24 protein-coding genes are annotated in these 21853 nt (G+C 63.2%); 5 read left to right on the top strand and 19 right to left on the bottom strand.

Features of this window, described 5'->3' with window-relative positions:
• The first annotated feature begins 6 nt into the window (after positions 1 to 6).
• Positions 7 to 690: a response regulator transcription factor gene (locus BQ8794_RS22745; protein ID WP_023800565.1), complete on the top strand. Its 684-nt coding sequence runs from the start codon at positions 7 to 9 to the stop codon at positions 688 to 690.
• A 232-nt stretch (positions 691 to 922) separates the two neighbouring features.
• Positions 923 to 1378, top strand: a complete 456-nt coding sequence (locus BQ8794_RS22750; protein WP_077380882.1) for a cyclic nucleotide-binding domain-containing protein — start codon at positions 923 to 925, stop codon at positions 1376 to 1378.
• Positions 1379 to 1613: 235 nt separating this feature from the next.
• Here the strand turns inward: BQ8794_RS22750 and BQ8794_RS22755 are convergent, their stop codons facing one another.
• The 9 genes from BQ8794_RS22755 to tesB form a co-directional block, all read right to left on the bottom strand.
• Complete coding sequence (locus BQ8794_RS22755) at positions 1614 to 2420, bottom strand: exodeoxyribonuclease III (RefSeq protein WP_077380883.1); 807 nt, start codon at positions 2418 to 2420, stop codon at positions 1614 to 1616.
• A 299-nt stretch (positions 2421 to 2719) separates the two neighbouring features.
• Entirely contained in the window at positions 2720 to 3403 is a 684-nt protein-coding gene (locus tag BQ8794_RS22760; RefSeq protein ID WP_027155917.1) for an outer-membrane lipoprotein carrier protein LolA, read from the bottom strand.
• A gap of 167 nt (positions 3404 to 3570) precedes the next feature.
• Positions 3571 to 6213, bottom strand: coding sequence for an FtsK/SpoIIIE family DNA translocase (locus BQ8794_RS22765; RefSeq protein WP_077380884.1), 2643 nt, complete (start codon positions 6211 to 6213; stop codon positions 3571 to 3573).
• 329 nt (positions 6214 to 6542) lie between these two features.
• Complete coding sequence (locus tag BQ8794_RS37080; RefSeq protein WP_280174615.1) at positions 6543 to 7331, bottom strand: group II intron maturase-specific domain-containing protein; 789 nt, start codon at positions 7329 to 7331, stop codon at positions 6543 to 6545.
• Complete coding sequence (locus BQ8794_RS37085) at positions 7292 to 7549, bottom strand: reverse transcriptase domain-containing protein (protein WP_280174616.1); 258 nt, start codon at positions 7547 to 7549, stop codon at positions 7292 to 7294. Before BQ8794_RS37085 ends, BQ8794_RS37080 begins: the two co-directional genes overlap by 40 nt.
• Entirely contained in the window at positions 7519 to 7926 is a 408-nt protein-coding gene (locus BQ8794_RS36685; RefSeq protein ID WP_244555064.1) for a hypothetical protein, read from the bottom strand. The genes BQ8794_RS37085 and BQ8794_RS36685 overlap by 31 nt, the downstream gene beginning before the upstream one ends.
• Before the next feature lie 518 nt (positions 7927 to 8444).
• The gene (locus BQ8794_RS22775) at positions 8445 to 9863 is read right to left on the bottom strand and encodes an ammonium transporter (RefSeq protein WP_077380885.1); all 1419 of its coding nucleotides are present in this window, start codon (positions 9861 to 9863) and stop codon (positions 8445 to 8447) included.
• A 31-nt stretch (positions 9864 to 9894) separates the two neighbouring features.
• A complete protein-coding gene (locus BQ8794_RS22780; protein WP_023800571.1) occupies positions 9895 to 10233 on the bottom strand; it encodes a P-II family nitrogen regulator in 339 nt (112 codons plus the stop codon).
• 221 nt (positions 10234 to 10454) lie between these two features.
• Entirely contained in the window at positions 10455 to 11330 is an 876-nt protein-coding gene (gene tesB / locus BQ8794_RS22785) for an acyl-CoA thioesterase II (protein WP_077380886.1), read from the bottom strand.
• A 156-nt stretch (positions 11331 to 11486) separates the two neighbouring features.
• Here tesB and BQ8794_RS22790 point away from each other — a divergent pair, with 156 nt between their 5' ends.
• Positions 11487 to 12746, top strand: coding sequence for a ubiquinone biosynthesis hydroxylase (locus BQ8794_RS22790; protein ID WP_077381017.1), 1260 nt, complete (start codon positions 11487 to 11489; stop codon positions 12744 to 12746).
• Positions 12747 to 12914: 168 nt separating this feature from the next.
• On the opposite strand, the gene BQ8794_RS22795 is transcribed toward BQ8794_RS22790, so the two are convergent.
• The 3 genes from BQ8794_RS22795 to BQ8794_RS36690 all read right to left on the bottom strand — a co-directional run bounded on the left by BQ8794_RS22795 (position 12915) and on the right by BQ8794_RS36690 (position 14291).
• Complete coding sequence (locus BQ8794_RS22795) at positions 12915 to 13442, bottom strand: hypothetical protein (protein WP_077380887.1); 528 nt, start codon at positions 13440 to 13442, stop codon at positions 12915 to 12917.
• 112 nt (positions 13443 to 13554) lie between these two features.
• Positions 13555 to 13911 carry a YciI family protein gene (locus BQ8794_RS22800; RefSeq protein WP_077380888.1) on the bottom strand — a complete coding sequence of 119 codons (357 nt, stop codon included), beginning with the start codon at positions 13909 to 13911 and terminating at the stop codon, positions 13555 to 13557.
• Positions 13908 to 14291 carry a hypothetical protein gene (locus tag BQ8794_RS36690; RefSeq protein ID WP_244555066.1) on the bottom strand — a complete coding sequence of 128 codons (384 nt, stop codon included), beginning with the start codon at positions 14289 to 14291 and terminating at the stop codon, positions 13908 to 13910. Before BQ8794_RS36690 ends, BQ8794_RS22800 begins: the two co-directional genes overlap by 4 nt.
• A 30-nt stretch (positions 14292 to 14321) precedes the next feature.
• On the opposite strand from BQ8794_RS36690, the gene BQ8794_RS22810 reads away from it, so the two are divergent.
• On the top strand, positions 14322 to 14747 hold the full coding sequence (locus tag BQ8794_RS22810; RefSeq protein WP_077380889.1) for an OsmC family protein: 426 nt from the start codon (positions 14322 to 14324) through the stop codon (positions 14745 to 14747).
• A gap of 99 nt (positions 14748 to 14846) precedes the next feature.
• Here the strand turns inward: BQ8794_RS22810 and BQ8794_RS22815 are convergent, their stop codons facing one another.
• The 6 genes from BQ8794_RS22815 to BQ8794_RS22840 all read right to left on the bottom strand — a co-directional run bounded on the left by BQ8794_RS22815 (position 14847) and on the right by BQ8794_RS22840 (position 19879).
• Positions 14847 to 15485, bottom strand: a complete 639-nt coding sequence (locus BQ8794_RS22815) for a YceH family protein (RefSeq protein ID WP_077380890.1) — start codon at positions 15483 to 15485, stop codon at positions 14847 to 14849.
• Between the two features lie 163 nt (positions 15486 to 15648).
• Positions 15649 to 16428, bottom strand: coding sequence for a succinate dehydrogenase iron-sulfur subunit (locus tag BQ8794_RS22820; RefSeq protein WP_077380891.1), 780 nt, complete (start codon positions 16426 to 16428; stop codon positions 15649 to 15651).
• Positions 16429 to 16492: 64 nt separating this feature from the next.
• The gene (gene sdhA / locus BQ8794_RS22825) at positions 16493 to 18331 is read right to left on the bottom strand and encodes a succinate dehydrogenase flavoprotein subunit (RefSeq protein WP_077381019.1); all 1839 of its coding nucleotides are present in this window, start codon (positions 18329 to 18331) and stop codon (positions 16493 to 16495) included.
• A 4-nt stretch (positions 18332 to 18335) separates the two neighbouring features.
• Entirely contained in the window at positions 18336 to 18710 is a 375-nt protein-coding gene (sdhD, locus tag BQ8794_RS22830) for a succinate dehydrogenase, hydrophobic membrane anchor protein (RefSeq protein WP_268929907.1), read from the bottom strand.
• Between the two features lie 23 nt (positions 18711 to 18733).
• The gene (sdhC, locus tag BQ8794_RS22835; protein ID WP_077380892.1) at positions 18734 to 19153 is read right to left on the bottom strand and encodes a succinate dehydrogenase, cytochrome b556 subunit; all 420 of its coding nucleotides are present in this window, start codon (positions 19151 to 19153) and stop codon (positions 18734 to 18736) included.
• A gap of 381 nt (positions 19154 to 19534) precedes the next feature.
• Positions 19535 to 19879, bottom strand: a complete 345-nt coding sequence (locus BQ8794_RS22840) for a hypothetical protein (protein ID WP_077380893.1) — start codon at positions 19877 to 19879, stop codon at positions 19535 to 19537.
• Between the two features lie 229 nt (positions 19880 to 20108).
• On the opposite strand from BQ8794_RS22840, the gene BQ8794_RS22845 reads away from it, so the two are divergent.
• Complete coding sequence (locus BQ8794_RS22845) at positions 20109 to 20483, top strand: hypothetical protein (RefSeq protein WP_077381020.1); 375 nt, start codon at positions 20109 to 20111, stop codon at positions 20481 to 20483.
• Here BQ8794_RS22845 and BQ8794_RS22850 read toward each other — a convergent pair.
• Positions 20467 to 21690 (bottom strand): GGDEF domain-containing protein, encoded by a 1224-nt coding sequence (locus BQ8794_RS22850; RefSeq protein WP_077380894.1) that lies wholly within the window; start codon positions 21688 to 21690, stop codon positions 20467 to 20469. The two genes, BQ8794_RS22845 and BQ8794_RS22850, sit on opposite strands and share 17 nt — an antisense overlap.
• Between the last annotated feature and the right edge of the window lie 163 nt (positions 21691 to 21853).

The raw sequence follows: 21853 nt of genomic DNA on the forward strand, positions 1-21853 counted from the left end.
TGATCCATGACTTCACGCACCATTCTGATCGTCGATGACGATGACGACCTGCGCGGCACGCTCGTCGAGCAATTGTCTCTCTATGAAGAATTCGACGTCCTGCAGGAATCAACCGCCGCCAAAGGCATCGCCACGGCCCGCGGCGGCATCATCGATCTGCTCATCATGGATGTCGGCCTCCCCGACATGGATGGCCGCGAGGCGGTGAAGATGCTGCGCAAGGGCGGCTACAAGTCGCCCATCATCATGCTGACGGGACACGACACCGATTCCGACACGATTCTCGGCCTCGAAGCCGGCGCCAACGACTATGTGGTCAAGCCGTTCCGCTTCGCGGTTCTCCTGGCCCGCATCCGGGCTCAGCTTCGCCAGCATGAGCAGAGCGAAGACGCCACCTTTTCGGTCGGCCCCTACACGTTCAAGCCTAGCCAGAAGCTTCTGATCGACCAGCGCGGCGCCAAGGTGCGGCTGACCGAAAAGGAAGCCTCGATCATCAAGTATCTCTATCGCGCCGACCAGAAGGTGGTGACGCGCGACGTGCTGCTCGAGGAAGTGTGGGGCTACAATTCCGGCGTCACCACGCACACGCTGGAAACCCATGTCTATCGGCTGCGCCAGAAGATCGAGCGCGATCCTTCCAACGCAGAAATTCTTGTGACAGAAAGTGGTGGCTACAAGCTGGTTCCTTAAACATTTAATCATTCAATCAGCGGTTAGGGGAGGCGCCGCTTTCGGGTACGATCCTGAGACTGGAGGTGGTTCTGGATCGAGCTCGCTGACGCAACGGCCCAAAAATCGGATTCGTTTTTTGGAAAGCCCGGTGCGTCGATTTCAAAGCGTTTAGAGCGTCCTTTGCCGCGTCCAAAGGAACGCTCGGCGCTCCAATGGAGGGATTGGACTGGCCGTTCGGGGACACAGCTAGATGGCGTTGGATGACGACATCCGCATCCTGTCCGCCGTGAGGCTCTTCGAGAGCTTCACGGAGGAACAGCTGCGTCTGCTCGCCTTTGGCGCGGAAACCACCAGCCTGCAGGCCGACCACAAGCTCTACCGCGAGGACGACCAGGCCGATTGCGCCTATATCGTGGTCAGCGGGCGCATCGTGCTGTATCGCGAGCAGGATGGCGCCCGCGTCCCGATAGGCACGGCCGGCCCCGGTACGATGTTGAGTGAACTGGCGCTGATCGCCGACACCAACCGGCTGACCAGCGCATCCGCCGAGATCGATTCGGAAGTGCTGCGGCTCAGCCGCAAGATGTTCCACCGCATCCTGGAGGAATATCCCGACATTGCGGTCCACCTGCACCAGCGCATCTCCGAGGATTTTCTGGCAATGATCCGCCGCATCGAGGAACTGGCGCCGCGTTTCGACGACTGAACGGGGATGCTTTCAACTCGCTCTCACACTGACCGTGAAAGCCAATCGGATCAGGGCGGCAAGGGCTGAGGTGTGTCGAGATTCAGATCAGGCCGAGCCGGAGTCGAAGACGGGCGCGAAGCGACCAGAATGGTGGGATCCGAGAACCGGAGCGGAGCGTACTTTTGGGTACGTGAGCACCGGAAGCGCAGGAGACCGTCATTCGCAGGCCGGCCTCATCTGAATATCGATACACCTAATCCAGGTCGAACCGAGCGACCACCGGCACATGGTCCGACGGCCGTTGCCAGCCGCGCGCCGGCCGCAGGATCTCGTAGCCGGCAAAGCTCGGCACCAGGTTTGGCGACGACCAGACATGATCGAGCCGCCGGCCGCGATCCGACGCTTCCCAATCCTGCGCGCGATAGCTCCACCAGGTGTAGAGCTTCTGCTCGTAAGGCACGTTGAGCCGCATCAGGTCGACCCAGTCGCCGGCGAGCCGCATCGCCTCGAAATTTTCCGTCTCGACCGGCGTATGGCTGACCACTTTCAGGAGCTGCTTGTGCGACCAGACATCGTGCTCGAGCGGCGCGATGTTGAGGTCGCCGACCAGGATCGAGCCGGACACTTCGTCGTGCTCGGCCCGGATGGTGTTCATTTCGGCGACGAAATCCAGCTTGTGCTTGAACTTGCGGTTGATGATCGGGTCGGGCTCGTCGCCGCCGGCCGGAACGTAGAAATTGTGCAGCAGGATCACCTTGCCGCCGGCCCGCACGGTGACCGACAGATGCCGGCAGTCCTCGATCTCGCAGAAGCGGCGCTTTTCGACAATCGCGATCGGCCGGCGCGCCACCGTCGCCACGCCGTGATAGCCCTTCTGGCCGTGGAAGGCGATGTGCTGATAGCCGAGCTTGCGAAACGCCTTCTCGGGAAACAGTTCGTCCGGAACTTTGGTTTCCTGCAGGCAGAGCACGTCCGGTGCCTGTTCGACAAGCAGGCGTTCGACGAGCGGCATGCGCAGACGGACGGAATTGATGTTCCAGGTCGCGATCGAAAAGGGCATGTTTGGGATTCCGGGACAGCGCAAGGTTCGCCAGATGGCTCCGACGGAAAGTCAATCCCGGAAACTACTGACAGCCGCGCACCGCAAAAACAAGCCGGCCGCGCCTGGTAAGGCACGGCCCATGACTTCGCACAACTATCGAAACGAGGCCGATTCCAAGGTGTGTTGAGATTCAGGTCAGGCCGCGCCGAAAATGGTGGGTTCCGAGAACTGGAGCGGAGCGTACTTTTGGTACGTGAGCACCGGAAGCGCAGGAACCCGCCATTTGCAGGCCGGCATCACCTGAATATCAACATACCTTAACGCGACTTGGTGTTCAGTTCCCGGTTGGCCGTATAGTCGATGGCAAAGGTGTCGGGGGCGAAGCTTACGCCTTCCCTGACGTTGAAGATCATCACCGTCGTGTCCTTGCCTTGCGCGTCGGTGATCGTCCACTGGCGCAATTCGTAGGTTTTCGGATCGAACATCATGGTGATCTTCGAACTGCCGAACACCGATTTGTCGGCGAGTTGGATGGTGGTGACGTCGTTCTCTTCCTTGACGCTTTTGACGCGGCCGCCCGAGAGGTCGATCCTGGTGTCGAGCAGCAGTTTGAGCGGCGTTTTCGACAGTGGGTAGAGATCGGACGTTTTCAGCCGCTTGTTGAGGATGACCACCGACTTGCCGTCGGAAATCACCCGGAAATTCGACGTCCCATCATAGTTGAAGCGTATCTTGCCCGGCCGTTCCAGAAAGAACTTGCCGCCGGTCTGCTCGCCCTTGGGTCCGAACTGCACGAATTCGCCGGCCATCGATTTGACTGAGGAAAAATGGTCGGCGATCTTCTGCGCGGTGGCTGGCACCGCCGCTTGCGCCGACGCCAGCAATTGGACCCCGGGCACGACATTGATGGCCGCGGCACCTGCCAGGACCAGGCCGAGGCCAAGCAGTTGGCGGCGGGTCGGGGCAAAATCGCTGATCGTGGCGAAAGAAGAGTTTTTCATGCCGGTTACTCTCGTCTGGTTTATCTGTTGTTGCAGTGTTTGGCCCCCCAGTTGGGCTTAAGTTTGGCGGCCGAACAGCGCTTGGTCGTTGCAAACGCGCCAGAAGGTTCAAAGTTGCTGCCGTCAGGTTGCAGCCGCAAAAATCCTGTCGGTTGGTGCCGGGCGGATCAGAACTTGTCGTCCTCCGTCGGCACCAGAATCTCGCGTTTTCCGGCATGGTTGGCCGGGCCGACAATGCCTTCCTTCTCCATCTTCTCGATGATCGAGGCGGCGCGGTTGTAGCCGATGCCGAGCCGGCGCTGGATGTAGCTGGTCGAGGCTTTGCCGTCACGCAGCACCACCGCAACCGCCTGGTCGTAGGGATCGTCGGAATCCTCGAAATTGCCGCCGCCACCGCCCGAGCCACCCTTGCCCGACGGCTCGTCGTCGTCCTCGTCGTCATCCTCGGTAATGGCATCGAGATATTCCGGCACGCCCTGCAGCTTCAGATGCGCGACAATCTTCTCGACCTCGTCATCGGAAACGAAGGGACCGTGCACGCGCTGGATGCGGCCGCCGCCGGCCATGTAGAGCATGTCGCCCATGCCGAGCAGCTGTTCGGCGCCCTGCTCGCCCAGAATGGTGCGGCTGTCGATCTTCGACGTCACCTGGAAGGAGATGCGGGTCGGGAAGTTGGCCTTGATCGTGCCGGTGATGACGTCGACCGACGGCCGCTGCGTCGCCATGATGACGTGGATGCCGGCAGCGCGCGCCATCTGCGCCAGGCGCTGCACCGCGCCTTCGATGTCCTTGCCGGCGACCATCATCAAATCGGCCATCTCGTCGATGATGACGACGATGTAGGGCATCGGCTCGAGATCGAGGTTTTCCGTCTCATAGACCGCTTCGCCGGTCTGCCGGTCGAAGCCGGTCTGCACGGTGCGCGAGATTTTTTCGCCCTTCTTCTCGGCCTGCTGCACCCGCGCGTTGAAACCGTCGATGTTGCGGACGCCGACCTTCGACATTTTGCGGTAGCGGTCCTCCATCTCGCGCACGGTCCATTTCAGCGCCACCACCGCCTTCTTCGGATCGGTGACGACAGGCGTCAAAAGATGCGGGATGCCGTCATAGACCGAGAGCTCGAGCATTTTCGGGTCGATCATGATCAGCCGGCAGTCCTGCGGCGTCAGTCGATAGAGCAGCGACAGGATCATGGTGTTGATGGCGACCGACTTGCCCGAGCCGGTGGTGCCGGCGACCAGCACGTGCGGCATCTTGGCGATGTCGACGATGACCGCCTCGCCATTGATGGTCTTGCCGAGCGCCAGCGCCAGCTTGGCCTTGGTGGTCTCGAAATCGCGGCTGGCCATGATTTCCCTGAGATAGACGGTCTCGCGCTTGGCGTTCGGCAACTCGATACCAATGGCGTTGCGGCCGGGCACCACGGCGACGCGGCAGGCGATCGCGCTCATCGAGCGGGCGATGTCGTCAGACAGGCCGATGACCCGCGACGATTTGATGCCGGGCGCCGGCTCCAGCTCATAGAGCGTGACGACCGGGCCAGGGCGGACATGGATGATCTCGCCCTTGACGCCGAAATCCTCCAGCACGCCTTCGAGCAGGCGGGCATTCTGCTCCAGCGCGTCCTTGGACAGGCTGGCGTCGCGCACGACGTTCTTCGGCTCGGACAGGAAATGCAGCGACGGCATTTCGAATTGCTCGGAGCCGATCAGCGAGGACTGCGCTTCGCGCTGGACACGCGCGCCCGGAACCGGCCGCGGCGCCGGCGCCGCGACGCGGGTGGCCGCATCGGAACGGAACGGTTGCACCTTCGCATTGGGCGCTGCGCTGCGCGCGGGCTCCGGCACAAAATCCATGTCATCGTCAAAAACATCGGCGTCGTCGGGATCGAGCGAGGCGCTGCGGTCGTTGACCATGGCGGCGAAGAATTCCGGCTCGACGCGGGCCCGGCCATCGGCACTCATCCGCGATTCGGCGAATTCGGCCGATTCGACCCGTTCGGCAGCGCGCCGCCAGGCGCTGGCGCGCGGCTCCATCTCCGGTTCGAAATCGTCGCGCTCGCGGCGGCGGGCGGCGCGGCGGCGGAGATAGGCGCGCAACGATAGCCACCAATGCGTGATCGCGCCTAGTGCCAGAATGCCCTCGTCGCCCTCATCCTCGTCATTGTCGAAAAGCAGGTCGTCCTGGTCGCTCGGATCGGCTGCGGCCGGTTGCTCCAGGACGGCGAAACCGTTCTTGCGTGCAATCAGCGCCGAGCCGTAGGCAAACAGCCACAGTGCCGGCGCGGCCAGAAGCACGGCGAGCACGCTGGCAATGGGACCGGTCGGATAGCCGCCGACGACGAGGCCGGGAATTTTGAGCACCATGTCGCCGAACACGCCGCCGAGACCGGTCGGCAGCGGCCAGGTCTTGGGCGGCACCACGCAGCCGGCCATGGCCGCGGCAAGCACCGCGTAGCCGAACCAGGCGAGCCCGCGCTTCGGCAGCCTGTCGACGCCGCGCGCCGAAAACAGCAGAAATCCCCAGACCACCGCCGGCACCAGCGCCGCGACCGCGGCAAGGCCGAAGAACTGCATGGCCAGGTCGGAGAAGACAGCCCCCACATAGCCCATGGCGTTGGTGACGATGTTGTCGGTGGCGTGGGAGAAGCTTGGGTCGGCGACGTTCCAGGTGGCGAGGCTGGCGACGCCGAAGGCGACCAGCGCAAACAGGCCGGCGCCGACGAGCCGGCCGACCTGACGCCGCGCGAACGCCCGGATGCCGTGCCCCGTATCGGCCAGCGCAAGCGGTGCTGAAGCCCCTGAACGCATTCGTCGTTCCCCGTCTGTCATGGACTGGCCGGACGCATGACGCACTCCGGCAGATTCGGATGCCAGACTATCGGCGGGAAGGTTAAGGCCGCATTAACCATGGGTGCGTGCCGGCGCTCCCCGAGTGGAAACCAGTCACACAAATGGCGGGCACGCTGGCCCGGCCGATGTTTCATCGCCAAGATCGATCAAGCGCCCAATCAAGCGATTGTGACCGAACCTGGAATGCCACCGGCGCGGCGTCGCACGATCGGGATAGGGGGGAACCTTGCGGTTCCGCCCCTCCCACACCACCCTGCGTACGGGTCCGTACAGGGCGGTTCGGCTGATTATTCGGCCTTGGCGGGCACAACGGAAGCGAGGCCGATGCTTGCGAGGAAAGCGTTCGGCAGGGCAATGGCGAGCGCGGGGCTGTTGCTGATGCGCCATGGGCCGTGTGCACTGCCGGCTGTTTGTGCCGCCAGATCGTGACCGACACCACGGCGCCGCAATTCCGCAAAGCGGGTGCGCCCGCGCTTCCACTGTTTCCATGCGATGGATCGCAGCCTTCGCCTGATCCACTGGTCGAGGCTGCGCAACACCGACGGGGTTTCGCAAAAGCCGAAGTAGCCGCGCCACCCTTTCAGATGGAGCGACAGCTCCTTGGCTATCTGCGCGAGGCTCGCGCCCCGCGTCCGCATCGTCAGCACCCGCACGCGCTCCTTGAACCGGACCACAGCCTGCGGTGCGATCCGACGCCTTGGCGTCTTCTCGTTCGTGAAGCTGAAGCCGAGGAACTTGCGCCGGTGCGGCGGGGCGACCGCGCTCTTCTGCGTGTTGACCTTCAGCTTCAGACGCCTGTCGAGGAAGCGTTCGACACTTGCCATCACCCGTTCGCCCGCCCGCGCGCTGCGCACATAGATGCTGCAGTCGTCGGCGTAGCGCACGAAGCGATGGTTGCGTCGCTCCAATTCCTTGTCGAGTTCGTCCAGCATCAGGTTGGACAGCAGCGGCGAGAGCGGGCCGCCCTGCGGCGTTCCCTCGTCGATTGGACCGACCAGCCCGCCTTCGAGCACACCCGCGGTCAGAAAGCCACGGATCAGACGAAGGATACGCGGATCGGACACCCGCTTGGCCACCAGCCCATCAGGATGTCGTGGTTGACCCGGTCGAAGAACTTCTCCAGGTCGATGTCCACCACAATGCGATGACCCGACGCGATGAACGCCTGCGCCGCGGCAACCGCCTGATGAGCCGAGCGTGCGGGCCGGAACCCGTAGCTCGATGCGCTGAACCCGCCGTCCCATGCAGCCTGCAGCACCTGCATCACCGCCTGCTGGATGAAGCGGTCGAGCACCGTGGGGATGCCGAGCGGACCGGTGCCGCCGGACGCCTTCGGGATGTCGACACGCCGCACCGGCTGCGGCTGTAGGCGCCTTCGAGCAGCTGGGCGCGAAGTTCGGGCCAGTGGTCTTTCAGATGCAGCGCCAAGGCATCGACACTCATGCCGTCGATCCCCGGCGCTCCCTTGTTGCGCCGGACCTGCGCCAGCGCCCTCCTCAGATTGTCGTGATCGACAATCGCTTCCATGCACGGTCCGGCCATTGCCGCCAGACTTTCGGAGGCGGCGTTCGCCGCACAGGCTTCGGTCCCTGCCCCAAGGCGGTCGCGGGCTTCACCCGTTTCCGTCTCGGGGAAGGCCAGCTCGAGCTGGGTTTTCCGCCGCATGGCCAATGCGAGAACTCCGTCCTACTCGTCCTTCCAACCGTTCGGGCCTTCGTTCGGCAGACGCCTCCCTACTATGCCCTCTGCTGACTTCTGCACCGCGATCAGCGCGCCTCACGGCGGGCTCAGTCCGGATTTCCGGACACGGCACAGATCTCCCGAGGTAAGATCGACCGCCTTCCCCGCACACCCGCCGAATTTACCACCCCGGCCCTTGATGCTGTGGACTTCGCGGTCATCGGCCCGCTCGTCCGGCCGGGTAGGCCTCATATCCGGTTCTTGTCCATCGGGTCGCGGGTTTGCTCCGCGCTTCCTTCAGACCCCGCCTCGCGGCGACGCCCTTGCGCTTCGCTAACCCTTCGCCGCCATCAGGCTGGGTAAAGGACTTACACCTCCAAGCTGTCGATCATGCTCGGCACACAAAAAAGAGGCCCGGAACCGGTCCGGGCCTCAATGCGTGAGCCCTTTTCGGGAGCGTCACGACGGGAGGGAAGGTGCGGGGCGGCCGAGGCCGCCCCAGACCAGGCTTACGGGTGATAGGCCGCTTCGCCATGCGCGGTGAGGTCGAGCCCTTCGCGCTCTGCATCGGCTGTCGGGCGCAAGCCTACGATCATATCGACGATCTTGTAGAGGATGGCGCTGCCGATGCCCGACCACAGGACGGTTACCAGGACACCCTTGAACTGCGACCACAGCTGCGTCGCCGTGCCGGCATACACGGCGGCGAAGTCGGCCGTGGAATAGTCGACGATGCCGGCGCCGCCGAGGGCGGGATTGACCAGGATGCCGGTGCCGAGCGCGCCGATGATACCGCCGACGCAGTGGATGCCGAAGACATCGAGGCTGTCGTCGTAGCCGAACTTGTTCTTCACGACCGAGACGAAGAAGTAGCAGACGCAGCTGGCGACGATGCCGAGCACGATGACGCCCATCGGTCCGCCAAAGCCGGCGGCGGGCGTGACGGCGACAAGGCCGGTAACAGCGCCCGAAACCGCGCCAAGCATGGAGGCTTTGCCGCGCAGCAGCGTTTCAAGCACGATCCAGGTCACTGCCGCCGCGGCTGTGGCGACGAAGGTGTTGACCATGGCCAGCACCGCATAGGCGTTGGCTTCGAGGTTCGAACCGGCATTGAAGCCGAACCAGCCGACCCACAGCAGCGACGCGCCGACCATGGTCAGCGTCATCGAATGCGGCGCCATGACGTCCTTGTTGTAGCCGATGCGCTTGCCGATCATCAGCGCGCCGACAAGGCCGGCAATGCCCGCATTGATGTGAACGACGGTGCCGCCGGCGAAGTCGATGGCGCCGAAGCTGAAGATGAGCCCCGACGGGTCGCTGTAAGCGCTCGGGCCGCCCCAGAACCAGACCATATGGGCGATCGGGAAATAGACGAATGTGACCCACAGGATGGTGAAAAGGATCACGGCCGAAAACTTGACGCGTTCGGCGAAGGCGCCGACGATCAGGGCAGGTGTGATGCAGGCGAAGCTCATCTGGAAGATGACGAACACCAGCTCAGGAATGGCGACGCCCTTGGTAAAAGTTTCCGACACCGTCGTCACGTCGACGCCGGCGAGAAACATCTTGGAAAGGCCACCGACGAAGGCGTTGCCGGGGGTGAAGGCAAGGCTGTAGCCGTAGAAAACCCAGACGATCATGACCACGCTGGTGATGGTGAAGACCTGCATCAGCACCGACAGCATGTTCTTGGCGCGAACCAGGCCGCCGTAGAAAAGGGCAAGGCCGGGAATGGTCATCAGCAGCACCAGGATGGTGGAGATCATCATCCACGTCGTGTCGCCCTTGTCGACAGTAAAGGCCGGCGCCGCTGGCGCGGCCGGCGCCGCTTCCTGCGCGAATGCGGCGACCGTGCCCAGCGCTGCGATAGCGAGTGAGCCCAGCAGCGCGGTGCGCGCCGCCGACTTCAAAGTAGAAGGAATATTCATTGAACTCTCCATTGGAATACGTTTCCGCAGCTCAAAGCGCGTCGGTGTCTGTTTCGCCGGTGCGAATGCGCACCGCCTGGTCGATGCCGAAAACGAAGATCTTGCCGTCGCCGATCTGACCGGTCTTGGCCGCCGCAGTGATGGCTTCGACGGCCTTGTCGACCATGTCCAGGCCGACCGCGACTTCGATCTTGATCTTCGGCAGGAAGCTGACCGCGTATTCCGCCCCGCGATAGATTTCCGTGTGTCCCTTCTGACGCCCGTAGCCTTTGACTTCGGTGACGGTCAGGCCCTGGATGCCGACTGCGGTGAGCGCTTCGCGCACCTCGTCGAGCTTGAACGGCTTGATGATTGCCATCACGATTTTCATAAGGTTTCACCCTTTACTGTTGCGGGTCCCCCCGCGTTTGCACGACTTCGCCGATCCCCATGAGAGCCGGAGAGTGCCCGCTAGGATTCAAGCTCCGTGCCAGTTGCCGAAGCAGGGTGTTAAGCTGCTGTTAAATAAGGGCTTGGGGAAGGTTTGTCGGCTGACTGTTCATAGTCGCGGCAGCGCAGCTGATTAAAAAATAGGCAATTTTGCAAAATTGCCTATTCCGCGGGCGGCCGCTTCAGCCTGATCAGACCTTCCTGGGCAACCGAGGCGATCAACGTGCCGTCGCGGGCAAACAGCGACCCGCGTGTGAACCCCCGCGACCCTTGCGTCGACGGGCTGTCCTGCGTGTAGAGCATCCAGTCGTCGAGTGGATGGCTGCGATGGAACCACATCGCGTGATCGAGGCTCGCCGCCTGGATGTCGCTATCGAAGATGGCGCGGCCATGCGCAAAGGTCGAGGTATCGAGCAGCGTCATGTCGGAAAGATAGGCAAGCACGGCCGCCTGCGTGGCACGATCGGCCGGAACCGGGCCGGTGGTGCGAATCCAGATGTTCTGCTTCGGCTCCAGCTTCTCCCGACTGGTGTAATGCTCCAGCATCACCGGCTTCATCTCGATCGGCCGGTCGCGCTCCCAATAGCGCCTGATGCCGTCGGGCACGGCCTCGCCGAACTTGCCGATCAATTCGCGCTGCGACAGCAATGTGTCGGGCGCCGGCATGTCCAGCGGCATCGGCACCTGGTGCTCGAGACCGACCTCGTCCTGCTGGAACGAGGCTTCCAGCGAAAAGATCGCCTGACCGTGTTGGACCGCCACGACGCGCCGCGTGGTGAAGGAGCCGCCGTCGCGGATACGGTCGACCTGGTAGATGATCGGCACCTTGGTGTCGCCCGGCCGCATGAAATAGCCGTGCAGCGAATGCACGTGGCGTTCGGGCTCGACCGTTCGCTGGGCGGCGACCAGCGCTTGGGCGATGGTCTGGCCGCCGAAGACACGCTGCCAGTCGAGTTTGGGGCTGCGACCACGGTACAGGTTGTGTTCCAGCTGCTCGAGGTCGAGAATGCCGAGGAGCTCGTCCATGGCCGCCGTCATGTTTCGCGCCCTCGTGTCGATTTGATTCCGAAGTTCGCCTGATTTTGATATTTCACTCGAAGCGAACTTCAGGAGCCGCAAAATGTTATGGCGGTTTCCGACAGGAATGACGGGCAGTCAAGGCCGGAAAGGCATTTGGCCGGAAAGGAATTTGCCATGGTCGACAAGGCGGATGCAAAAAACCGAACCGCGCTCGACATTCTGGTCGCCGGCGCCGGCTATGTCGGCCTTGCCGCCGCCGTATCGCTGAAACAGGCGCGACCGAGCCTGGCGGTCGCTGTCGTCGACGCCGCGCCCGCCGGCATCTGGCAAAAGGACGGCCGCGCCTCGGCGATCGCCGCTGCCGCTTGCCGCATGCTCGACCAACTCGGCGTCTGGGCCGAAATCGCCCCCGAAGCGCAGGCGATCACCGAGATGATCGTCACCGATTCGCGCACTTCGGATCCGCTGCGCCCGGTGTTTCTCACTTTCGATGGCGAGGTCGCGCCTGGCGAAGCGTTTGCTCACATGGTCGCCAACAGGGATTTGAATGGCGCCTTGCGCCGGCGCGCTGAAACACTCGGCATCGACATCATCGAAGGCGTCGCCGTCAGTGCCTTCGACGTCAACGGCGCCGGCATCACCGTGCATCTTGCCGACGGCGCGACGCTGAAGGCGCGGCTGCTGATCGCCGCCGACGGCGTCAACTCGAAGCTGCGCGACATGGCCGGCATCAAGACGGTGAAATGGGACTACGGCCAGTCCGGCATCGTCTGCACCGTTGCGCATGAACGGCCGCATAATGGCCGCGCCGAAGAGCATTTTCTGCCAGCCGGCCCGTTCGCCACGCTGCCGCTCAAGTCGGACAAGGATGGCACCCACCGCTCGTCGATCGTCTGGGTCGAGCGATCGGAAGATGCCGAAAAACTGGTCGACGGCGACGACCTCGTCTTCGAGCACGAGTTGGAACAGCGGTTTGGCCTGAAGCTCGGCGAAATCCGCGTCGCCGACAGGCCGCGCGCCTGGCCGCTCGGCCTGACCATCGCCCGCGATTTCGTCGCGCCGCGCATTGCGCTCGCCGGCGACGCCGCCCACGGCATCCACCCGATCGCCGGCCAGGGCCTCAATCTCGGTTTCAAGGATGTCGCGGCATTGGCCGAAGTGGTGGTCGAGGCCGACCGGCTCGGCCAGGATGTCGGCGCGCTCGACGTGCTCGAACGCTACCAGCAGTGGCGGCGCTTCGACACGCTGCAGATGGGCATCACCACCGATGTCCTGAACCGGCTGTTTTCCAACGACATCGGCCCGTTGCGCGCCGTCCGCGACATCGGCCTCGGTCTCGTCGAACGCATGCCGCGGCTCAAGGATTTCTTCATTCGCCAGGCGTCCGGTCTGTCCGGCGACACGCCGAAACTGCTCAGGGGCGAGGCGATCTGAACCCGTCTGAGGGGCCGGCATCACCTGAATATAGCACACCCTAAAGCGCGTCGCGTTCGACCGACCTCACGCTACGCTCTTTAGGGTGTTGTTTTGTGCATGCCGTTATCGCAAAACCGCTGCACACACTCGGTTTAAGCCCGAGGGCATGCTTTTGCGCGACATGCATTAATTGACCTCAAAGCCGAGTTTCTGGCGCAGCCGCAGTATCCTCTGGTCAGATATTTTTAGGGGTTGCTCACCAGCCTGCGCCGCGCGGTTCACCATCTGCAGCAAATCGTTTCGCTCAGTCACATCCAGGCGTTCGCGCAGAAACGGCGCCAGTTTGTCGATGACGATCGTGGCATCGTCGATCTGTGACGCCGCCCATTTGGCGTAGACCACGGCCTCATCGGTCTTCTTGTCGTCCGCAATCTCCGAAATCACCGACCGAACCACGGCTTCGCGCTGCGGCAGGACAGGGCCGGTCTCGGCAATGATGGCGGTGATCAGCGTCGCGGCCGCCACGACCGGATCGTCGATCGCCGTCAGCGGTGAGAGCGCCGCCTGCTTGCGCAGTCTCTTGCGCCGAATGTTGCCTTGCACCCGCCCGACGACGTCCGCGACCTCGCGCGCCGCATCGTTCATGGCCTTCATCCGATACCACCAGAACGCCGCCACTCCCAGCAGCCCAATTGCAGCAATCAGTATATGCATGCTTAAAATCCCCCAACTGCAGCGACGATAGGAGAAGTGCTGTCTCGCTTCAACACGCAAAAGTTGCGCCCGCCGAAGAAATTGGTCCCGCCGGACGCCAACGGCATAATCTCTAGGATCCCGGCACGTTGTAGATCGCCCTGACCTCGATCATGCCGATTTCGGCCAGCGGAATCCCGCCGGCGACCTCCAGCGCCTCGTCGAGATCTCCCGCCTCGATCATGACGAAGCCGAGCAATTGCTCCTTGGTCTCGGCGAAGGGACCATCGGTGATCAGCCGCTTGCCCTTGCGCCGGCGCACGGTTTTCGAGGTTTTTACCGATTGCAGCGCCTGCGCGATGATCAGCCGGCCGCTTTGCTCCACCGACCTGTCATAGGCCAGCGAGTCGGCGTCGAGCCTGGCCAGCCTCTCCGGGCTCATTGCGTAAAGGTCTTTTTCCTGGCCGTAGACCAGGCAAACATATTTCATCTTTCATCTCCTTGTTGGGACGAACCGTTGGCGACCAAGGTTCCAGCCGGGCTTTTGACCGCCGCATGATCGAGAAGGGATACCGCAACCCCAATGATGGCGACCGCAGCAAGCAGTCGACCGAAACCGCAAGGTTGCCGAGCCAACCAGTCGGCTTCCTGTTCAGCCGCCTTTCGGCCGGTGTCTCCCCAGTGAGCAGAAAACAGATTATTCATGGTGTCCTCCATTCGGCCACGAAACCCGTAACCGCCCGCAGGACGGCCGAGGCAGATGGAAGTCGACATTTTTGCACGCAGATTTTTTTTACGCGTCGCCATTGGCGCAAAAGCACGGGTGGCCTTCGTGCCCGTGCGCGCTATAGTCGACCAGACGCCGATCACGGCTCAGCCACCACAATCAAGGAGGACTTCATGGACCGCACCGCAAACGCCGTCTGGAAAGGCAATCTGAAAGAGGGCAACGGCACACTCGAGACGCAGAGCGGGGCCCTGAAAGGCACGCCGTACTCGTTCAAGGCGCGGTTCGAGGATGAAAGCGGCAAGGCCGGCACCAATCCGGAGGAACTCATCGCCGCCGCGCATGCCGGCTGTTTTGCCATGCAGTTCTCTCACTTTCTGGCCGAGAACGGCACCCCCGCCACCGAACTCGACGCCAAGGCGGTGGTGACGCTGATTCCTGGCACGGGGATCACAGGCAGCGCGCTCACGGTGGTCGGCAAGGTGCCGGGCATCGATGCGGCGAAATTCCAGGAGCTGGCCGAGAAGGCCAAGGCCGAATGCCCGGTCTCGAAGTCGCTCGGCGCCATAAAGGTGTCGCTCGACGCCAAGCTCGGCTGAGCAAATGGCATGAGGTGATAAACGCCGGCTCCAAGGCCGGCGTTTTCATTTGTGGGGCGTAGGCGATCCTTCACGTCGCTCCGACGCATCAAAAGGTCATCAACGTCCGTCGCCGGTCAGCGCGTCGATGCGTGCGCGCAACTGCGCAACCTCTTCCTCGAGAGCCTGCACGCGCGCTTCGATATCCGAGGCCGGCGAAGGCGCTTGCAAGGGCGCCGCGGCAGCCGACAGCTGCACCGGTCCGCCCAAGAGATGCACATAGCGGTCCTCACGCTGGCCCGGACCACGATCGGTCTGCTGAACGAGCGGTGGCTTGCGGCCGATCAACAGGTCGAGATTGCTGCGAAGCTCGTCGATGGAGGGCAACCGCGCCATGCGCTCGCTGCGCGCCAGCAATTCATAGGCGGTCTGCGGACCGCGCAGCAACAGCAGCCCAAGCAGCGCAATCTGCGCCGAGGTCAGCGAAAAGCGCTGCGCGACGACATGCTCGTAGCGCTCGACGCGCGAGGCAAAGACCTGCCTGACCAGCCCCTTGTGCTCGAGCTGGCCAAGCGCTCGTCTGACCTCGGCAAGCTCGATCGACATCACCGGCTCGCGCGCCGTCTTCTGGTTGGCGGCGGCAAGTGCCGCATTGAGCGTCAGCGGGTAGATGTCGGGCGTCAGTTCCTTCTTTTCGATCAGGCAACCGAGCACGCGCGATTCGACAGGAGAGAGGATGGGGAGTTCGGTATCGGTCATCGGATGGCTATCCTTTTGAAGTCGGCGGGACAGCGCCCCCCTCTGTCCTGCCGGACAGCCCTGCCCTTTGCGGGGGAGATGTCCGGCAGGACAGAGGGGGGTGTGAAGGATCGCTACTATGAACATGCTGGGCAATCGTTGTCGCCGAGGCAGCCGTCCGAAGCTAAACCCTTCTCTCCACCATCATCTTCTTGATCTCGGCGATCGCCTTGGCCGGGTTCAGCCCCTTGGGACAGGTCTGGGCGCAGTTCATGATGGTGTGGCAGCGATAGAGCCGGAACGGGTCTTCGAGATTGTCGAGCCGTTCGCCCTTGGCCTCGTCCCGGGAATCGATCAGCCAGCGATAGGCCTGTAGCAGCGTCGCCGGACCGAGATAGCGGTCGCCGTTCCACCAATAGCTCGGACATGAGGTCGAGCAGCAGGCGCACAAGATGCATTCATAGAGCCCGTCGAGCTTTTCGCGGTCCTCATGGCTCTGCAGCCATTCTTTGGCCGGCTCCGGCGACACCGTCTTCAGCCATGGCTCGATCGAAGCGTGCTGGGCGTAGAAATTGGTGAGGTCCGGCACCAGGTCCTTGACCACCGACATATGCGGCAGCGGATAGACCTTGATCGCGCCGGAAATGTCGTCGCAGCCCTTGGTGCAGGCGAGCGTGTTGGAACCGTCGATATTCATGGCGCAGGAGCCGCAAATGCCCTCGCGGCAGGAGCGGCGCAGGGTCAGCGTCGGGTCGATCTTGTTCTTGATGTAGAGCAGCGCGTCGAGCACCATCGGCCCGCAATCGTCCATGTCGACGAAATAGGTATCCATGCGCGGGTTCTCGTCATCGTCCGGCGACCAGCGGTAGATGCGGTACTCCCGCAGATTGGTCGCGCCTTCCGGCTTCGGCCAGGTTTTCCCGGCCTTGATCTTCGAATTTTTCGGAAGGGTGAGTTCGACCATTATCTCAGGTCCTTTCGGATGACGAGCTTCAGCCCGGACCAAGTCCCGTTTACGGCGGCCATCGTCAATACACCCTCGGCTTGGGCGCGATCTTGGCCAGGTTGATGCCGCCGTCTGCTTCCCTGAGCAGCGGCTCGGTGTGCACCGGCCGATAGCTGAGCGACACCTCGCCGGCCTCGCTGAGCCGGGCCAGCGTGTGCTTGCGCCAGTTGGCATCGTCGCGCGCCGAAAAATCTTCCCGCGCATGCGCGCCACGGCTCTCCTTGCGCGCCTCGGCGGCGTAGACCGTGGTGATGGCGTTGGCCATCAGGTTTTCCAGCTCCAGCGTCTCGACCAGATCGGAGTTCCAGATCATCGAGCGGTCGAACACTTTTACGCCCTTGAGCTCGCCCCAGATCTGCGAAATGCGCTTGCAGCCGCTTTGCAGCGATTCTTGGGTGCGGAACACCGCCGCATCGTCCTGCATCGCCTTCTGCATCTTTTCGCGCAGGACCGCCGTCGGCGTCGAGCCGTTGGCGTGGCGCAGCCGGTCGAAGCGGTCCATGATCTTGTCGACCGAGGCTTCGTTGGGCGACGGGATCGCCGCGTTGCGGTCGATCACCTGGCCGGCCCGGATCGCCGCCGCGCGGCCGAACACCACCAGATCGATCAGCGAGTTGGAGCCCAGCCGGTTGGCGCCGTGGACGGAGGCGCAGCCGGCTTCGCCGACCGCCATCAGCCCGGGCGACACCTGGTCCGGGTTCAAGGCGGTGGGGTTGAGCACCTCTCCCCAGTAGTTGGTCGGCACGCCGCCCATATTGTAGTGGACCGTCGGCAGCACCGGGATCGGCTCCTTGGTCAGATCGACGCCGGCAAAGATCTTTGCCGACTCCGAAATACCCGGAAGTCGCTCGTGCAAGACGGCCGGATCGAGGTGGTCGAGGTGGAGGAAAATATGGTCCTTGCTCTTGCCGACGCCGCGTCCCTCGCGAATCTCCAGCGTCATGCAGCGCGAGACCACGTCACGCGAGGCAAGGTCCTTGGCCGATGGCGCATAGCGCTCCATGAAGCGCTCGCCTTCTGAATTGACAAGATAGCCGCCTTCGCCGCGCGCGCCCTCGGTGATCAGGCAGCCGGCGCCGTAGATGCCGGTCGGGTGGAACTGCACGAACTCCATGTCCTGCAGCGGCAGCCCGGCCCGCGCCGCCATGCCGCCGCCGTCGCCGGTGCAGGTGTGCGCCGAGGTCGCCGAGAAATAGGCGCGGCCATAGCCGCCGGTCGCCAGCACCACCATCTTTGCCGAAAAACGGTGGATGGTGCCGTCGTCGAGGTTCCAGGCGACGACGCCGGTGCAGGTGCCGTCCGGCTCCATGATCAGGTCGAGCGCGAAATACTCGATGAAGAACTGCGCGTTGTTCTTCAGCGACTGGCCGTAGAGCGTGTGCAGGATGGCGTGACCGGTGCGGTCGGCGGCCGCACAGGTGCGCTGCACCGGCGGGCCGTCGCCGAAATTCATCATATGGCCGCCGAACGGCCGCTGGTAGATCTTGCCCTCTTCGGTGCGCGAGAACGGCACGCCGTAATGCTCGAGCTCGTAGACGGCGGCGGGTGCTTCGCGCACCAGATATTCCATGGCGTCGACGTCGCCGAGCCAGTCCGATCCTTTCACGGTGTCGTACATGTGCCACTGCCAGGAATCGGGGCCCATGTTGGACAGCGAGGCGGCGATGCCGCCCTGAGCGGCGACAGTGTGCGATCGCGTCGGGAAAACCTTGGTGATGCAGGCGGTGCGCAGGCCCTGTTCGGCCATGCCGAGCGTGGCGCGCAGGCCGGCGCCGCCGGCGCCGACCACAACCACGTCGAATTTGTGGTCGACATAGCTGTAGGCGGACGCCGTGTTGGCGTTGTTCGCGTCCTTGGCCAAAATTTCAGCCTCCAAATGCCAGTTTGAGCAGGGCGAAGATCGAGGCGACGCCGACCACTACGGGAAAGAATGTGTTGAGCGCGAGCAGCGCCAGCCTCATGCCCTCACCATGCACATAATCCTCGATGATCGCCTGCATGCCGAGCCGCATATGGTAGAGCCCGGACAACAGCACCAGGGCCAGGACCAGCGCCACGAACGGGTTGGCAAGTGCGGCGCGCACTTGGGCATAGCCGGCGCCGTTCAGCGCGATCAGAAAGCCGACGAAGAACAGGATCAGCGGAATGTTGGCGATTGCCGTCAGGCGCTGGCGCCAGAAATGCTCCGTGCCCTCGCGGGCGGAGCCGAGGCCGCGGACCTTGGCCAGCGGGGTGCGCATGTCGGTGTTGTGGTGGCTCACGATCAGGCTCCCCGTGCCATGTAGCCGGCGATCCAGATCAGCAGCGTCAGTACGATCGAGCCGGCCAGCGTCGCCCAGGCGACCCTGGAGGCCGTGTCCTTTTCAAGACCGGCCCCGGTGTCCCAGATCAGATGGCGCACGCCGCCCAGCATGTGGTGCATCAGCGCCCAGGTATAGAACAACAGCACCAGCCGCCCCAGCCACGAGCCGAAGGCCCAGTTGACGGCATCGAAGGTGGACTGCGAGCTCGCCGCCGCCATCAGCCACAGCGCGACCAGCAGCGTGCCGAAATAGAGCGCCCCGCCGGTGATGCGATGGATGATCGACATCGTCATCGTGATCGGCGGTCGATAGACGGTCAGATGCGGCGAAAGCGGCCGTTCACGTCTGGCAAATTCGCGGGTGGCTGGTGATTTGCTCATGGCTCCCCCAGTTCGGCGTCTCTGGAGCCCCAGGTGGAAATGCGGCATTACCGCTTCCGGTTGCGACTTTGGACAGCCCGGTTTCTAATGCTCTTTTTGCACCGCGTCAAAGCCGGAAAATCGTTTCGAAAACGTAATTTAGTCTGAGAAAAGGCGGTGTTTCGCTTCAATCGATTAGGGCAGGACCTCAAAGCCGGCGCAATGTTCGCTGCGATGCAACATATCTGCCCGGCCTGGGCGCCCAGGGTGTGTTGAGATTCAGGTCAGGCCGAGTCGAAAATGGTAGCTCCGGAGCGGAGCGTACATTTCCCTACGTGAGCACCGGAAGCGCAGGAAGCTGCCATTTGCAGGCCGGCCTCACCTGAATATCAGCACACCCGGTCAGCGGATACAGGTCAGCGGGGTGGCGCCGCCCTTCATCACCAGCGCGTCGCGCCCGTCGATCACGATTGCGTCATGCGCCGCGCCGAAGCGGCTGTTTTGATTGGCTGGCGAGGCCGGCAGGTCCTCGCTGGCGCCGTCTGGGCCAAGCACCCTCACCGAAGTGCCGAGATTTTCGATGGTGATCCTGGCGCCATCGGCGCAAGTGTAGGTCGCGGTGCGCGGTTGCGGTGAATCGGCGAGCGGATTTCCGGCCTTCGGCGCATTGGTCTGAGACACGCAGGCAATTGTGGTCAGCAATGGACAAAGGGCCAGCGTCACCCGAAATGTCCGGCCTAACGCCATGTGCTGTCTCCCTGCGCGTCAATCCAGCCGCGATGCTTTGCCAAGATCACCGATGTCGCGCTCGGCGCCGGCCGCGATGGTGGTGGCAAGCATGGCCGAAAGATGGCCGCGGATATTAACCATGTTTGCCGAGAACTGGCGGCCAGCAGGACTGGCCTCTTAACAATGGTTAAGAAAAGGTTAATTTGTGATTCGAGCAAGACTCGGCCTCTGACAAATGGGGGACGCCATGCGTTCGAATTCAGCCAGATCGCGCCTTCCGGCGCCCGTCTCGACGGCCGTCGTCCTGGTGGCGGTGGCCATCGGCTTCGCATTCGCAGCGCCGGCACGCGCCGGGACGCGTGACCGCGTCTACGCCGATTCCTTCGGAAATCTCGTCATCGAGAGCGCCGCCGGCTACAAGCGCATCCTCGTTGGCAAGGGCAACCTGGCCAAGGAACTGTCGGACCACACCGGCGCCGGCCAGCCCAAAATCATCTATGAAGACGACCCCGATGACATCAGCAGCCGCGACTGCTACAGGCCGCCGGTTTTCGTGAAGGGCCGCAGCTATATGTACGGGCTTTCCGACGGCGAGATGCCGGAGCTTAGCCCCTGCCGCTGATCCTCGGCCCGGCATTGGCGACAGCCGGCTGCCGGGCGGCGATTGATCCTATCGAGATCCGCACGCAATTGCGTCCACTGCTCTTCGCTTGATAGAGCGCTTCGTCGGCGCGCCGCAGCAGGTCGGAAAAATCCTCAGCCGGGTGGAGCTCGGCAACGCCGAAGCTGGCGGTGCAACGATGGTTCGCCGGCAGACAGTCGATCGGCAACGCCCCGAAAGCGCTGCGCGTGCCTTCGGCGAAGAGCGGCGCGGCGGCGAGGTTGGTTCCCGGCAGGATGATGGCGAATTCCTCACCACCGATGCGGCCGGCGACGTGATGCTCGGCGGCCGCATCACGCAGGAAGCCGGCAAAGGCCTCGATGACCCGGTCGCCGGATGCGTGGCCGAAACTGTCGTTGATGCTCTTGAAATGGTCGAGGTCGGCGATGACCAAGGCGACCGGAATACCCCTGCGCACGGCGTCACGCATCGCGAGCTCGGCATGACGCTCGAAGCCGCCTCGGTTGAGCAGCCTCGATAGCGTGTCCGTTTCCGACTTCGACGTCGCTTCGGCGAGCACGTCGCGGACCAGAATGATCAGGATGAGAAGCGCGATTGTCATGGCGAACACCGTGCCGAGCGATTGCGATACCAGAGCGTAGTTGCTCTGCAGATAGGCCTGCGGATTGGCTCCCCAGCCGCCCAATGCATGGGCGATGAACGGCTTGCTCACGAATTGCAGGGCGCTGGCCGCCAGTACGGCCATCAGCGCATGGTCGAGCCAGTCGCGTCTTTGCCTCGATGACCAGACGATGCCGACGCCGACGACCTGCATGGCGGCATAGGGAAGCTGGTAGGCCATCATGCGAGCAAGCGATTGGCGCGGTAGATCCTGCACGAAATACACGGCGGCGGTGGCCGCAAACAGGAAGACGAGCATCGGCGCCCACAGCGGCGCCACGCCGTATTTATGGGCAAGCCCGCCATTGAAGGCGATGGTGGCGCCCAGGAAAACGGCGAAGCCCGCGACGACTGCGGGTCGCGCATTGTCGAAGAGCGGAATGCTGAACTCGATGGCGAAATAGGCCATCCCGAGCAGATAACCGAAGACCAGACAGCGCGCCGGCGCGCGCGCCACGTCGTTGAACGAGATGGTCATGAAGGCAGCCGCCAGCAGGCCGGCGACGAGCAGGTTGATTGCAAGGATGAACTCTGCGCCGCCGCCCATGTGGTCTTTCGCACTCCCTGCGACAGCAAATCACGAACGGGCGAAAAAGACGTTAACGTGGGGCCTGATGATCAGCCGGCTTTGAGCGGCTCCACAACAAGCACGCCTCCAACTGTCGATAGGCCGACCGTTGATAGGACGGCCTGTTCCGTTTGGTTTTTGT

The organism is Mesorhizobium prunaredense, assembly GCF_900156895.1.
GTDB lineage: Bacteria > Pseudomonadota > Alphaproteobacteria > Rhizobiales > Rhizobiaceae > Mesorhizobium > Mesorhizobium prunaredense.

Excerpts from the sequence above, each read along its gene's own strand:
- BQ8794_RS22745 (WP_023800565.1), top strand. The coding sequence starts at position 7 with ATGACTTCACGCACCATTCTGATCGTCGATGACGATGACGACCTGCGC.
- BQ8794_RS22750 (WP_077380882.1), top strand. The coding sequence starts at position 923 with ATGGCGTTGGATGACGACATCCGCATCCTGTCCGCCGTGAGGCTCTTC.
- BQ8794_RS22755 (WP_077380883.1), bottom strand. The coding sequence starts at position 2,420 with ATGCCCTTTTCGATCGCGACCTGGAACATCAATTCCGTCCGTCTGCGC.
- BQ8794_RS22760 (WP_027155917.1), bottom strand. The coding sequence starts at position 3,403 with ATGAAAAACTCTTCTTTCGCCACGATCAGCGATTTTGCCCCGACCCGC.
- BQ8794_RS22765 (WP_077380884.1), bottom strand. The coding sequence starts at position 6,213 with ATGCGTTCAGGGGCTTCAGCACCGCTTGCGCTGGCCGATACGGGGCAC.
- BQ8794_RS22775 (WP_077380885.1), bottom strand. The coding sequence starts at position 9,863 with ATGAATATTCCTTCTACTTTGAAGTCGGCGGCGCGCACCGCGCTGCTG.
- BQ8794_RS22780 (WP_023800571.1), bottom strand. The coding sequence starts at position 10,233 with ATGAAAATCGTGATGGCAATCATCAAGCCGTTCAAGCTCGACGAGGTG.
- tesB (WP_077380886.1), bottom strand. The coding sequence starts at position 11,330 with ATGACGGCGGCCATGGACGAGCTCCTCGGCATTCTCGACCTCGAGCAG.
- BQ8794_RS22790 (WP_077381017.1), top strand. The coding sequence starts at position 11,487 with ATGGTCGACAAGGCGGATGCAAAAAACCGAACCGCGCTCGACATTCTG.
- BQ8794_RS22795 (WP_077380887.1), bottom strand. The coding sequence starts at position 13,442 with ATGCATATACTGATTGCTGCAATTGGGCTGCTGGGAGTGGCGGCGTTC.
- BQ8794_RS22800 (WP_077380888.1), bottom strand. The coding sequence starts at position 13,911 with ATGAAATATGTTTGCCTGGTCTACGGCCAGGAAAAAGACCTTTACGCA.
- BQ8794_RS22810 (WP_077380889.1), top strand. The coding sequence starts at position 14,322 with ATGGACCGCACCGCAAACGCCGTCTGGAAAGGCAATCTGAAAGAGGGC.
- BQ8794_RS22815 (WP_077380890.1), bottom strand. The coding sequence starts at position 15,485 with ATGACCGATACCGAACTCCCCATCCTCTCTCCTGTCGAATCGCGCGTG.
- BQ8794_RS22820 (WP_077380891.1), bottom strand. The coding sequence starts at position 16,428 with ATGGTCGAACTCACCCTTCCGAAAAATTCGAAGATCAAGGCCGGGAAA.
- sdhD (WP_268929907.1), bottom strand. The coding sequence starts at position 18,710 with ATGCGCACCCCGCTGGCCAAGGTCCGCGGCCTCGGCTCCGCCCGCGAG.
- sdhC (WP_077380892.1), bottom strand. The coding sequence starts at position 19,153 with ATGAGCAAATCACCAGCCACCCGCGAATTTGCCAGACGTGAACGGCCG.
- BQ8794_RS22840 (WP_077380893.1), bottom strand. The coding sequence starts at position 19,879 with ATGGCGTTAGGCCGGACATTTCGGGTGACGCTGGCCCTTTGTCCATTG.
- BQ8794_RS22845 (WP_077381020.1), top strand. The coding sequence starts at position 20,109 with ATGCGTTCGAATTCAGCCAGATCGCGCCTTCCGGCGCCCGTCTCGACG.
- BQ8794_RS22850 (WP_077380894.1), bottom strand. The coding sequence starts at position 21,690 with ATGGGCGGCGGCGCAGAGTTCATCCTTGCAATCAACCTGCTCGTCGCC.